Source organism: Allocatelliglobosispora scoriae, assembly GCF_014204945.1.
Taxonomy (GTDB): Bacteria; Actinomycetota; Actinomycetes; order Mycobacteriales; family Micromonosporaceae; genus Allocatelliglobosispora; species Allocatelliglobosispora scoriae.
This window is the reverse complement of record NZ_JACHMN010000002.1, coordinates 1,348,969-1,362,007: the sequence shown is the minus strand read 5'-3', so window position 1 is coordinate 1,362,007 and position 13,039 is coordinate 1,348,969. Positions and strand designations below refer to the sequence as shown.

General features: G+C 69.4%; 10 protein-coding genes. 8 read left to right on the top strand and 2 right to left on the bottom strand.

From position 1 onward, the window contains the following. Window positions 1-18: 18 nt before the first annotated feature. Window positions 19-2,229: a discoidin domain-containing protein gene (locus F4553_RS11840; RefSeq protein ID WP_376776204.1), complete on the bottom strand. Its 2,211-nt coding sequence runs from the start codon at window positions 2,227-2,229 to the stop codon at window positions 19-21. Window positions 2,230-2,848: 619 nt separating this feature from the next. Here F4553_RS11840 and F4553_RS11835 point away from each other — a divergent pair. Continuing rightward, a complete protein-coding gene (locus F4553_RS11835; RefSeq protein WP_184840620.1) occupies window positions 2,849-4,141 on the top strand; it encodes an ABC transporter substrate-binding protein in 1,293 nt (430 codons plus the stop codon). A 97-nt stretch (window positions 4,142-4,238) separates the two neighbouring features. Beyond that, the gene (locus F4553_RS11830; RefSeq protein ID WP_312875166.1) at window positions 4,239-5,636 is read left to right on the top strand and encodes a GH1 family beta-glucosidase; all 1,398 of its coding nucleotides are present in this window, start codon (window positions 4,239-4,241) and stop codon (window positions 5,634-5,636) included. A gap of 185 nt (window positions 5,637-5,821) precedes the next feature. On the opposite strand, the gene F4553_RS11825 is transcribed toward F4553_RS11830, so the two are convergent. After that, complete coding sequence (locus F4553_RS11825) at window positions 5,822-7,129, bottom strand: S1 family peptidase (protein WP_184835392.1); 1,308 nt, start codon at window positions 7,127-7,129, stop codon at window positions 5,822-5,824. Between the two features lie 259 nt (window positions 7,130-7,388). Here F4553_RS11825 and F4553_RS11820 point away from each other — a divergent pair, with 259 nt between their 5' ends. The 6 genes from F4553_RS11820 (at window position 7,389) to F4553_RS11795 (ending at window position 13,005) form a co-directional block, all read left to right on the top strand. After that, window positions 7,389-8,006 (top strand): RNA polymerase sigma factor, encoded by a 618-nt coding sequence (locus F4553_RS11820; RefSeq protein WP_184835390.1) that lies wholly within the window; start codon window positions 7,389-7,391, stop codon window positions 8,004-8,006. After that, the gene (locus tag F4553_RS11815; RefSeq protein ID WP_184835388.1) at window positions 8,003-8,746 is read left to right on the top strand and encodes a hypothetical protein; all 744 of its coding nucleotides are present in this window, start codon (window positions 8,003-8,005) and stop codon (window positions 8,744-8,746) included. Before F4553_RS11820 ends, F4553_RS11815 begins: the two co-directional genes overlap by 4 nt. Window positions 8,747-8,919: 173 nt before the next feature. Continuing rightward, window positions 8,920-9,573: a hypothetical protein gene (locus F4553_RS11810; protein WP_184835386.1), complete on the top strand. Its 654-nt coding sequence runs from the start codon at window positions 8,920-8,922 to the stop codon at window positions 9,571-9,573. Window positions 9,574-9,792: 219 nt separating this feature from the next. After that, on the top strand, window positions 9,793-10,818 hold the full coding sequence (locus F4553_RS11805) for an aldo/keto reductase (RefSeq protein WP_184835384.1): 1,026 nt from the start codon (window positions 9,793-9,795) through the stop codon (window positions 10,816-10,818). Between the two features lie 215 nt (window positions 10,819-11,033). After that, window positions 11,034-11,825, top strand: coding sequence for a hypothetical protein (locus F4553_RS11800; protein ID WP_184835382.1), 792 nt, complete (start codon window positions 11,034-11,036; stop codon window positions 11,823-11,825). A 277-nt stretch (window positions 11,826-12,102) separates the two neighbouring features. After that, the gene (locus F4553_RS11795) at window positions 12,103-13,005 is read left to right on the top strand and encodes a hypothetical protein (protein ID WP_184835380.1); all 903 of its coding nucleotides are present in this window, start codon (window positions 12,103-12,105) and stop codon (window positions 13,003-13,005) included. Window positions 13,006-13,039 lie beyond the last annotated feature (34 nt).

The following is a 13,039-nucleotide window of genomic DNA, read 5'->3' as shown; positions in this document are numbered from 1 at the left end:
TCGGTTACTGGGACGCGGTTACTTGTAGACGCGTACGTAGTCGACGAGCATCCGCGACGGGAAGGGCGTGGTGGCGTCCACCGGACCGGGGAAGTCGCCGCCGACCGCGAGGTTGAGGATCACGTAGAACGGGTGGTCGTAGACCCACGGGCCGCGGGTCGACTCGACCGTCGCCTTGCTGGCGTAGAAGACCTGCGTGCCGTCGAGCAGGAAGCGCATGCCCTGGCTGTTCCACTCGACCGCCCAGACGTGGAATCCGGCCGACAGGTCGGCGCCGCCGGGGGCGGTGTACTTCTGGCCGTAGCCGTTGCCGCCGTTGTAGGCGGGCGCGTGCAGCGTGGAGTAGCCCTCCAGCGTGTTGCGGCCGAGGACCTCCATGATGTCGATCTCGCCGTTGTAGGGCCACGGGCGGCCGGTGAGGAAGTCGGCGCCCATCATCCAGAACGCGGGCCACAGGCCGTTGCCCTTGGGTACCTGGATCCGCGCCTCGACCCGGCCGTACTGGGTGGTGAACTTGGTGCCGGTGTTCATCCGGTGCGAGGTGTAGTCGCGGCCGCCGAGGGTCTGCTTGCGGGCCTCGATGACGAGGGCGCCGGTGCCGTTCATCGACGCGTTCTCGTTGTTGGTGTAGTACTGGATCTCACCGTTCTGGCCCGTGCCCGGGTCGATGGTCCACTTGGCCGGGTCGGGCTTGCTGCCCGCGGCACCGTTGAACTCGTCGCTCCAGATCAGGTTGTTGGCCGGGAAGGCCGGGTCGGCGGGCTGGGCCGGTGGCGCGGTGGGTGCGCCGCCGGTGCCGTAGACCTGGAACTCCCACAGCGAGTAGCCGTAGGTGCTGCTGCGCGCCGTGCCGTACATGCGCACGTAGCGGCCGGTGCCGGTGAGCCCGGTGATGGTCTGCTTGAACCCGGTGCTCGTCGTGGTGGAGTAGATCGTGGTCCAGGTGTTCGCGTCCGCCGAGGTCTGGATCTGGTACGCCGTGGCGTACGCCGGGTCCCACTGCAGCACGACCTTGTGGATCTGTGCCGTGGCGCCGAGGTCGACGTAGATCCAGCCCGGATCCACCCAGCCGCCGGTCGGGCTCGTCGCCCACCGGGAAGCCGGGTCGAGGTCGAAGGCGCGCAGCGGCAGGCACTGCCAGCAGGCACCGTCATCCTGCGAGGTGGAGGCGACGCCCGGCTTGTTGTAGGAGAGCAGCACGTCGGTGCCGGGCTGCGTCGAAGGGCTGGGCGAGGGCGAGTTCGGCGGCGGGGAGCTGGGCGGCGCGGGCGAGCTGGGCGGCGTACCGGTGCCGGTGTTGACGACCAGCTCCCAGAGCGAGTAGCCCCACTGCGTGCCCCGCGCGGTCCCGTTGACCCGCAGGAAGCGGCCGGTGCCGGTCACCGGGATCGTCTGGACGCCACCGGAGCTCGTCGTGGTGCTGTAGATGGTGGTCCAGCCGCCGGTGCCGGTCTCGGAGACCTGGATCTGGAACGCGGACGCGTAGGCCGCCTCCCAGTTGAGCCCGACCTGGCAGATCGCCTTGCTGGTGCCGAGGTCGACCTGGAGCCACTGCGGGTCGGCCGCGAGGCTGGACCAGCGGGTGCCGGTGCTGCCGTCGACCGCGGCGGCCGCCGTGAAGGGCGCCTGCACCGAGGAGGCGGTGGCGGGGCGGTTGAGCGCGGCGTTGACCGTGTCACAGCCGCCGGGGGTGCCCGCGACGGTGCCGTAGACCTGGAACTCCCAGAGGGAGTAGCCGTAGACCGTGGCACGTGCTGTGCCGTTCACCCGGATGTAGCGCCCGGAGCCGGTCACGTTGAGCGTCTGCACGCCGCCGGTGCCGGTGGTGGTGCTGTAGATGTTGGTCCACGGGCCGGTGGCGGATGCCGAGGTCTGCACCTGGAAAGCGGTGGCGTAGGCGGCTTCCCAGCGCAGGACGACCTGGCTGATGGTCGCGGTGCCGCCGAGGTCGACCTGGATCCACTGCGGGTCGCTCGCGGCACTGGACCAGCGGGTGCCGGTCAGGTTGCCGTCGACGGCGCTGGCGGCGGGGGTGCCGGCGTTCTCGATGGAGGAGGCCGTGGCGGGCCGGCCCTGCGAGATCAGGGTGTCGGCCGCGCTCGCCGAGGTCGAGAGCACGGCCACATAGGAGGCTAGGAGTGCGCCGAGCAGGCTCATCGTGAGATAGAGCCGGCGTCGGCCGGGGGAACTAGTTCGCGGCGCAGCCGCCGCGAGCTGGACGGATCTCATTACATCTCCTGACGGATGGCTTAGGCTCGCACGCGACGACTGGAGAAGAAGCCGGACCAGGCACATCAGGCCTCCCCATGCACTCCGGCGGCGGCTCCGCGGGCAGCGGAGGCCGTCGCACGAAGCGAAATATCGCTGCATGCTCCGACTCGACGGGTGAACGAGCTCTAAGTCGGACAAACGATGTGAGGGAGCGCTCTCTGGAGCAAGAATCGCCCGCGGTCGCTGAGATGTCAATGGGAAGGCATGTGTGTCAACTCTGAGCGACGTTCGGTAACAGCTTCGCGACCAGCGCGTGACCAGATCATCGGCGGCGGTGGATCCCGTGGGAGCGCTCGCTCGGCTATCGTGTCAGTGAAGATGCTGTTGGAATGGCATGCGACCACGACACATTCGGAATGATCGACGACTACGAGACCCCCTCCCCACCCTGGTCGCGGGTGGCCGAAGGATGGCGGAATTTGTAACGACACAGCAACGCCATCTTGACAGTTTCGAGGAAGGGGCCGAATGTCTGAGTTACTTCAGGGAGCGCTCTCTGGAAGATCAACAAGAACAGAACCAGCAGTTCCAGTTCGAGCACCCACCCGCTCCAACCCCTTGTTCTGGAGGATCACCAATGCTCTCAGCACGTTCAGGCGCCGATCGTCGGCGCAGATTCGCGGCTGTGGCGGGCTCGCTGCTCGCCGCCACCCTGGTCATGACGACTGCCGCGTGTGGCAGTGACAGTGACACCGCGAGTAATGAGAAGGTCAAGCTCACGGTCGCGACGTTCGGTGAGTTCGGGTATAAGGCGTTGTACACGGAGTACATGGCTGCGCATCCGAATATCGAGATCGTGGAGCGGATCACGAAGACCGAGGATCACCAGAAGAACCTGGCGGCGCACCTCGCCACGAATAGTGGTGCGGCGGATATCGAGGCGATCGAGGAGGGTTGGGTCGGTCAGTTCACGTCGCAGCCGGGGAAGTTCTATGACTGGATGGAGTACGGCGGGGCGGAGTTGAAGTCGGCGTGGCCGGCGTGGAAGTGGCAGCAGGCGTCGTCTCCGGATGGGAAGGTCATCGGTCTGGGTACGGATGTCGGCGGGATGGCGATGTGCTACCGCAAGGATCTGTTCGCGAAGGCGGGTCTGCCGACGGACCGGGCTGAGGTGTCGAAGCTGTGGCCGACGTGGGATGAGTTCATCGCGACGGGTGTGAAGTTCGAGGCGGCCAAGCCCGGTGCGAAGTTCATGGACGGTCCGGCGGTGATGTACCGGTCGATCCTGGGTCAGCAGCCGGTGGGTATCTACGACGGTGACAAGGTCGTGGTGGACAGCGCGCCGGGTGTGAAGACGGCGTGGGATCTGACGATCAAGGCGATGAACGCGGGGTTGTCGGCGAAGATCGCGGCGTGGACGCCGGACTGGAACACGGGTATGGCGAAGGGGACGTTCGCGACCCTGGCGTGCCCGTCGTGGATGATGGCGTATATCCAGACGCAGGCCAAGGACACCGCGGGTAAGTGGGACATCGCTGATGTGCCCGGTGGTGGCGGTAACTGGGGCGGTAGCTTCCTGACGCTGCCCAAGCAGGGCAAGCACGTCAAGGAGGCCAGTGAGTTGGCGAAGTGGCTGGTGGCTCCGGAGCAGCAGGCGAAGGTGTTCCGCGCGGTCGGCAACTTCCCGTCGACGGTGTCGCTGTACGAGGACTCGGTGATCAAGGACTTCAAGAACCCGTTCTTCTCCGACGCCCCGGTCGGCGCGATCTTCTCCAAGAGTGTCAAGACGATGGTGCCGCAGTACATGGGCCCGAAGTCCGGTGACGTCAACACCGCGGTCATCAACGGCCTGACCCGTGTCGAGCAGGGCAAGCAGACCCCCGACGAGGCCTGGACCCAGGTCCTCAAGGACGTCAAGGCCCTCCTGTAACACCCCACCCGGGCCGGCCCCCACGCACACACCGTGCACCAAGGGGCCGGCCCGGCTCGACGAGTCTGCCGATGATTGGTGAGAGAACGGTGAAGGCGTGAGCATCACTACTGAAGGCCGGGAGCTGACCGGCGTCGACCAGTTGACCTTCCCGCAGGGATTCCGGTGGGGCGCGGCCACGGCGTCGTACCAGATCGAGGGCGCAGCGCAGGAGGACGGTCGGAGCAGGTCCATCTGGGACACCTTCGCGCGCACGCCGGGCAAGGTCCACCTCGGACACACCGGGGACGTCGCCTGCGACCACTACCACCGCTACCGCGATGACGTGGCCCTCATGGCGCAGCTCGGCCTCGGCACCTACCGCTTCTCCATCGCCTGGCCGCGGATCAAGCCGGACGGCACCGGCTCGGTCAACACCCGCGGACTCGACTTCTACGACAAGCTCGTCGACGAACTGCTCACGCACGGCATCGATCCGATGATCACGCTTTACCACTGGGACCTGCCGCAGATCCTCGAGGACCACGGAGGCTGGACGAGCCGCGACACCGCTCTCGCCTTCGCCGACCTCGCCCAGGCGGTCCACGGCCGCCTCGGCGACCGCGTCAACACCTGGACCACGCTCAACGAGCCCTGGTGCTCGGCCTTCCTCGGCTACGCCAGCGGCATCCACGCGCCGGGCCGTGAGGACGCCCAGGCCGCCTACCTCGCCACCCACCATCTGCTGCTGGCACACGGCCTCGCCACCCAGGCGCTGCGGGCCGGCGGGGCCGCCGAGGTGTCGCTCACCCTCAACCTGACCCGGGTCAGCCCGGCCAACCCCGCGGATCGCCACGATGTCGAGGCGGCGACGCTCATCGACGGGCTGCAGAACCGCATCTTCCTCGATCCGGTGCTGCGGGGGGCGTACCCGGCGGACATGCTGCGGTTGTTCGAACGGTTCCGCGCTGCCGGCGCGATCCGCGACGGCGACCTCGCGGTGATCTCCGCCCCGATCGATCTGCTCGGCATCAACTACTACCAGGCCGGGCTCGTGCGGGCCCAGGTCGGCTCGCCGGGCAGCCCCGTCTACCCCGGCAGCGAGGGGATCATCGACGTTCCGCAGGTCAAGCCGGTGACGGCGATGGACTGGCCGATCGACCCGACCGGCCTGTCGGACCTGCTGCTGCGGCTCACCGCGGATTACCCGGGCACGCCGCTGATGATCACAGAGAACGGCGCGGCCTTCATCGACACCGTGATCGACGGCCGGGTCCGCGACACCGATCGGATCTCCTACCTCGACGGCCACCTGCGCGCCTCGCACGAGGCGATCCAGCAGGGTGCCGACCTGCGCGGCTTCCTCGCCTGGTCGCTGCTCGACAACTACGAGTGGGGCTACGGCTACGGCCAGCGCTTCGGGATCATCCACGTCGACTACGACACCCAGCGGCGTACGCCGAAGGACAGCGCCCTGTGGTTCAGCGACGTGATCAGCCGTAACGGGCTGAGCTAGACCCGGCGGCCGGCCGGATCCTGGATGCCGTGACGGCCGACCGCCGAGCGAGCGGGCCGGGAAGGCGCGGGGGGTGATCCGCGACTTCCCGGCCCGCTCTGCGCTGCTCCCACCCCGCGGCGTCGCCGCCCCGTGGTTCGCACCCACGATCGCCGCAACTCTTGAAAGCTGTGGTGATCGTGCGGTCAGTGCAGGATGTTGACGTTCAGCTCCCGCTCGACCGTCCGGATGCCCTGGTAGACGGTGTCGCAGTCACCCTCGACGCCGCCGACGAGGATGCCGTAGCCGACGTGGCTGGCGTACATCGGGGCGCCGCTGTCGCCGTGCTGGCTGCAGTTGTCGGTGCGGCCCAGGTTGCGCATCGGCAGGCCGTCGAGGTTGGCGGTGAGGCCGAGCTCCGTGACGTAGCTGCAGTTGCTCATCCGGGTCTTCATCCCGGTGGTGCAGATGCGCATCCCGACGACGCTCATGTTGTCGGAGCTGATGTGATAGGTGAAGTTCTCCGTGGTGGACAGGCCCCAGGTCACCATCACCCAGGGCTGCGGGTTCCAGCCGATCGCCGACGGGTCGTCGATCCGGATGATCGCCATGTCGCCGATGTAGGTGTCGAAGATCCAGTGGTGCACCGCACCGACCTTGAACTCGCTGAGCCCGGCGTTCTTGCTCCACCAGTTGCCGAGGCGGTCCATCGCGCAGTGCCCGGCGGTCACCATGTACTTCTTGCTGTCGACCTTGCTCTGGGCGATGAACCCGAGCGTGCAGGCGGTGACGCCCGGGTAGTTGATCTTCACGCCGCCCCGCAGCGGCGGGTCGCAGTAGGGCGAGTCGCACCCGGCGAACGCCTCGAACCCGCGGCTCGGCGAGGTGCCCAAGACCAGGCCGGCGCCGAGCCGGGTCCGGGCCGCCTCCACGAACGCCTTCTGGGCGGCGGTAAGAACCCCATCGGCGGGTACGCCGACCTGCACCGCGTTGAGGTCGGTGCGGATGCCGGCGCTGAGCATCACCGTCGCCCCCGCGTTGACCCGGATCACCTCGCCGGCGAGCCAGTCGTTGTCGGCCGAGAGCTTCGCCCACGACCGCTTGACCGGGATGAGGTCGTAGACCGTCAGGCCGAACGCCGCCGTGGCCGCCTTGACGGTGGCCTGGGCTGCCGCGTCGACCGTCCCGGTGACGCCGATCGTCACCCGGTCGCCATTGCGCACGTCGATCCAGAGCGCGCCGTAGCGGCTGCCCAGGTCGGTCGTGAGCCGGGCGTCGAGGTCCGGCGCGACGAGCTGCCAGGCCATCCGCTTGCGGGCCTCGGCCTCGGTGATGCCGCGTTCCTTGGCGAACCCGGCCGCCTCCTCGGCGAAGTCGTCCGTGCCGTTCGGTGCGGCGGCCGGCTGTGGTGCGGCGGCCGGGGGCGGTGCGGCGCTGGTCGCGGTGGACGGGACGAGCGCGGTGACCAGGGCCAGCGCGAACGCGCCGACGGCCACCTGCTTCCATCGGGCCATGATGATCTCCTCAGCCGTTGGGCGTGTAGGGACTCACCATCGTCATCCCCGCCGCCGGTCGCCACCTCAAGTCACCCTTGCGACAGTCGAGAATGGACTCGCCGCCCACCCCGAGATCGCCGCAACTCTTGAAGAGTCGGTCCCATGGCGGCGCGGTCTTTCCCCGCGTGGGCGGACGGTAGGCTTGCTCCGCCCCTGGCCACGCCGTGTGACGCAGGTCATCGGGAACTCGGGGGGAGCCTGCGGACAGAAGATGGATGTGGAGTCGAATATCCGGGAACGGGTCCGGTCGGGCGACCCGAGTGTCTTCGCCGAACTGTTCGACCGGTACGCGAAGGCCGTCTACAACCACGCGTTCCGGCTGACCGCCAACTGGGCGGTCACCGAGGACGTCATGTCGGCGACCTTCCTGCAGGCCTGGCGGTCGCGAGCGCGGGTGAGCGACGAGGGCGGCTCGCTGCGCCCCTGGCTGCTGGGGATCGCCACCAACGAGGCCCGCAACCACGTCCGCAGCAATCGCCGCTACCGGGCCGCCGCCGCGGCGCTGCCGGTGGAGCCGCCGACCCCGGACCACGCCGAGCAGGTCGCGGGGCAGCTCGACGACGCCCGCCGGATCCGGGCCGCCGTGGCCGCGCTCGCGCTGCTCCGGCCGCACGAGCGGGAGGTGATCACGCTGTGCCTCTGGGAGGGCCTGGACTACGAGAGCGCCGCCCGGGCGCTGGGGGTGCCGGTCGGCACGGTGCGGTCGCGGCTGTCCCGGGGCCGGGCCCGGCTCGGCAAGCTCGTCGACGCGCAGCTCCACGGGAACCCGTCGGCCCCGGCCGGACAGACAACAGGTGAGAACGGTTCGCGGCCAGCGCAGGAGGGCAATCGATGAGCACCCGGTCACCGCAGGACGAGCCCGAGTGGGCGGAGCTCGCCGCCGTGCTGCCCGACCCGGGGCAGCGGGAGCTGCCACCCGGCCGCCACCTGCACCACCGGGCGAAGCTGATGGCCGCCATCGAGCGCGACACGGCGCCGGCTCCCCGTCGGGCGGTGGCGCGGTGGCGCCCGGCACTCGCCTTCGGAGCCGTCGCGATCGTGCTCGCCGGTGGCATCGTCGCCGGGGGAGTCCTCGCCGACCGGGGCAGCGGCGTCGTGATCGGCGCCCCGTCGCCGAGCGACACGCTCGGCACGAGCGAGGACCCCGGCCCGGCCAAGATCCGCGGTTTCGGCACGGTCGCGGAGCTCACGGCGGCTGCCGACCTGGTGGTACGCGGGACCGTGGCCGGATCGGACCGCCCGGTGCGGTTGCGGGTGGACGAGGTCCTGCTCGCGAGGGACGGTCTGCGGGTCGTCGCGGGTGCCGAGATCGGGCTCGACATGTCGCTCTCCGAGCGGCTCGGCATGTCCGCGCTGGCGGCGGGGCAGCAGGTCGTCGTCTACCTGGCTCGGGGTGACGACGGTGTCTACCGCCCGCTCAGCGGCGACTTCGGGATCTTCGACGTCACCGGCGACACCGCGACCGCCCGGTCGTCGACCATGTCGGTCTCCGGGCTGCGTACCCCGGATCCGGCCGCCCCGCAACGGCGATTCAGCGCGAGCCTCGACGAGCTGCGCGAACTCGCCGGCCCATGACACCAACTCTTCAAGAGTTGCGACGATAGTGGCCGCGCGACGATCGTGGCCGCGCGACGCCGTGGCATGGCGTGGTCGCGACCGGGCGGCGCCGAAAAGAATGTGGGAACTCGAGCGACGGTGCCGCACAGATAACGGGTGAAAGTGCGATGTCGACCGACCCGAGGAGCGTCATGATCCCGAACCACGCCCAGTCCGCCCGCCGCCTGCTGGTGGCGGTGCCCGCCGCAGCGCTGCTGCTCGCCGCCGCCTCGGCCTGCGGTTCTCCGGCGAGCCCGGTGGCGGCGGCCCCGACCAGCGCCGCCGCGACGAGTGCGGCACCCACCCCGGCCACCGGCGACGCACCCCGCAACGGCAAGCTCCGCGGCTTCGGCACGGTGCAGGAACTCACCGACGCGGCCGACCTGATCGTGCGCGGTGCCGTGGTGAAGGTGACCGAGGGCCGGGCCGCCTACCGCGTCGACGAGGTGCTCTTCGCCGCGCCGGGCACCACCGTCCGAGCCGGTGCCGAGATCGCCCTGACCAGGGCGACCCCGGGGGTGATCGACACGGTGCAGATGTCGACCCTGGAGCCGGGTCAGGCGACCGTGCTCTACCTGGCCCGGGGCGGCGACACCCAGGACGACCCGACCTTCGCGACGTTGAGCTGGGACTTCGGCGTCTTCGACGTTGCCGGCGCTGACGGTACGTCGACCGCCACGACCAGGTCGAAGACGATGAGCGTCGCCGGGCTGCGGACCGCCGACCAGGCCGCCTACGGCAACGGGTTCAGCACGACGCTGGGGGAGCTGCGCACCCTCGCCGCGGAGCGCACCGCCAAGGCATAGCCGCACGGGATGGCGGCGGTGCCGGTCGACCGGTGCCGCCGCCATCGTTGTGAACGGACTGTTATCCGCCGTCAATTCCTATTGACCTGGTGGGAATTGGCTGGCTAGGTTCTCCCCGGCACCGGCCCCCGCGGCAATGGCGCCTTCCCGCGTACCCAGATGGGGTTTTGCGGGGTGAGCCGGTGTGAACCGCGGACCGCAACCGCACAGAGGAGCACCATGACCGAGCTTCGACCCTTCGGCCGCACCGGCGTCAAGGTCAGCCCGCTGACCCTGGGCGCGATGAACTTCGGTTCGCGCGCCAACGCCGACCACGCCGACGGCATCCGGATCATCCACCGGGCACTGGACGAGGGCATCAACATCGTCGACACCGCCGACGTCTACTCGCAGGGCGAATCGGAGATCATCGTCGGCAAGGCGCTCGCCGGGCGCCGCGACGACGTCTTTCTCGCCAGCAAGTTCCACATGCAGATCGGCGAGCACCCCAACCACCGGGGCAACTCCCGACGCTGGATCATCCGCGAGGTCGAGGCGAGCCTGACCCGGCTGCAGACCGAGTGGATCGACCTCTACCAGGTGCACCGGCCGGACCCGGACACCGACTTCGACGAGACCCTCGGCGCGCTGAGCGATCTGGTGCACCAGGGCAAGATCCGATACATCGGTACCTCGACCTTCCCCGCCTCGGCGATCGTCGAGGGGCAGTGGATCGCGCAGCGACGGGGCCGCGAGCGGGTCGTCGCCGAGCAGCCGCCCTACTCCATCCTCACCCGGGGCATCGAGCGCGAGGTGCTGCCGGTGGCCCAGCAGTACGGCCTGGCGGTGCTGCCGTGGAGCCCGCTCGGCGGCGGCTGGCTGTCCGGGCGTTACTCCAGGGAGCTCACCGCGCCGATCTCCTCGCGGGCGAGCCGGATGCCCGAGCGCTACGACCCGACGACACCGGCGAACGCGTCGAAGCTGGTCGCGGTGGAGCAGCTCGCCGCGCTCGCCGACGAGGCGGGCATCTCGCTGATCCACCTGGCGCTCGCCTTCGTGCTCCAGCACCCGGCGGTCACCTCGGCGATCATCGGCCCGCGCACGCTGGAGCACCTGGAGTCGCAGCTCGGAGCGGTCAAGGTGACGCTGAGCCCGGAGATCCTGGACCGGATCGACGAGATCGTCCCGCCCGGCGTGACGCTCAACCCGGCCGACGCCGGCTACCACCCGCTATCGGTCAGGGACGCTGCGTACCGGCGGCGATAGTGCTATCCCGATCCTGCCGGCCAGGCGATCGACCGTCGTCTTCCAGCTGATGTGTCGCTCGCCTGGCCATACCCGTGGCCATGGCCGCTCGGGCATGGCAACGCAAGAGGTGTGGACCACCCCGGTGGGACCGGAGACTGTGAGTGCAACAAAGACCGGCCGGTCTCCACCACTCGCGCACCTGCCCCGAACGGGCAGGAGGATGGGACACACATATGCGTAGCAATCTGATCGGCCGGGGCGCCGCCCTGGCGCTGGCCGTCGGCCTGATCGCCACCGCGGCTGCTTGCTCCTCGTCGCAGCCCGCCGCGTCGCCGAAGCAGGATGTCCAGGCCGTGACCGTGGCCCAATCGGTGGACCTGCGCTCGGCGCTCGTCCCCCTGTCGGCCCAGCCGGACACCCGCTCCTCGGCGGGCCCGCTGACGCTGAAGCAGGCCGCCGAGTCCGGTGCCATGACGTCGCCGAAGGGCGTCGTGTTCACGCCCGCCAACTGCGGCGACTACCTCGCCCGCGCTCTGGGCAACATGGGTGACCTCAACGGGTACATCCAGTACGGCAGCCGGGACCACGACACCCACAAGGACAACTTCATCCAGGCGGCGGTCGAGATCCCGGGTGGTGTCACCCAGGCCGTGATCGACAAGGTGCGCGAGGCCCTCAAGCCCTGCGCCACCGGCACCGTCACGCTCGACGGCAAGGTCACCGGCCAGGTGTCCTACGTGGAGCGCCCGACCCCGGCGCTGGCCGGAACCGTCGGCTACTCGATCACCGGTATGACCCGCTTCGCGGTCAAGCCGGGTACGCCTGAGGCGAAGATCGTCGAGAACTACGAGCTCCCGCCGGGTGCCCAGCTCAACGTCGACTCCTCGGAGGCGTGTGTCGAGCAGGTCAACATCACCGGCACCGGCACCACGCTCTTCGTGGTCCAGGAGTCCGACGTGGCGCTCGCCAACTCGATCACCACCCAGATGTACAACAACCTGAAGGGCGTCAAGACGATCAACTAACCCGCAGGCTGCTCACGGTCGCTCCGGATCGGTCAGGATCGGTGCGGCCGTGAGCCCGGCGGATCGCCGTGCTCGCGCCACCGGCGCGGGCACGGCACCCGTTATTCGATTCCGCCGTGGACCGTCCACATCGGTCGCCATGGCAACGCGGGAGGTGCCCGGGCTCCGTCCAGACAGGACACTTGGTTTCTGTAAGGACTGGCCAGTCACCCACCACCTCTCGCGCCTGCCCTACCGGGCGGGTAGATCGGACAAGATCATGCGTACACGTGGCAAGATGATCAAGAGTGGCGCCGTACTCGCTCTGGCGACCGCAGTCATCGCCGCAGCCGCGGCGTGCTCGTCGGTGCAACCCACCGCGGCACCCGACGGCGTCCAGGGAGTCTCCGTCGGCCTCAACGCCACCGACCTGCGCTCCGTGCTGGTTCCCATCGCCGGGCAGCCCGCCACCCGGTCTGTCCAGGGCCCGATGACCGTGAAGCAGGCGGCCGAGCTCGGCGGCCTCGTCGCCGCGCAGGGCGTTACCTTCGCGCCGAAGTCCTGCGAGACCTACCTCGCCGACGCCCTCGGCAAGCCGCTCAACCAGCTCGACGGCTACGTCCAGTACGGCACCCGGGTGCACGAGGACCACAACGACAACTTCAGCCAGCTGGCGCTGAACATCCCCACCGGTGCCAACCAGGCGCTGGTCGACCGGGTCAAGGCGGCGCTGGCGCCCTGTGCCCGGGGCACCGTGACCTTCGCCGGGCAGACCCCGGTCACCGGTAACGTGACCTACAAGGCGCGGACCGGTCCGGCCCTGCCGGGTACGGTCGGCTACTCGGTCACCGGCACCACCACCTTCAACGTCACGGCCGGATCGGCCGAGGCCGAGCTGGTGCGCCGCTTCGAGATGCCCCCCGGCGCCTCGATGTCGCTCGATGTGGCGCAGTCCTGTGTCGCCAACGTCAACGTCACGGGTCAGGGCAACACCCTGCTCATCGTGAACGAGTCCGACCCGGCCCTCGCCGACTCGCTGACGACGCAGATGTACAACAACCTCAACCGCACGAGCTCGCCGTCCCCGTCCCCGACGACCTCGCCGACCTCGACCCCGACGTCGTCGCCGTCGGTGCCGACCTCGCCGAGCCCGTCGACCTCGGCTGCGCCGTCGTCGTCCAGCTTCGCGGGCGTGCGCTAGACCCCGCACTCCGGAACTGCCGTGCCCGCGCTCC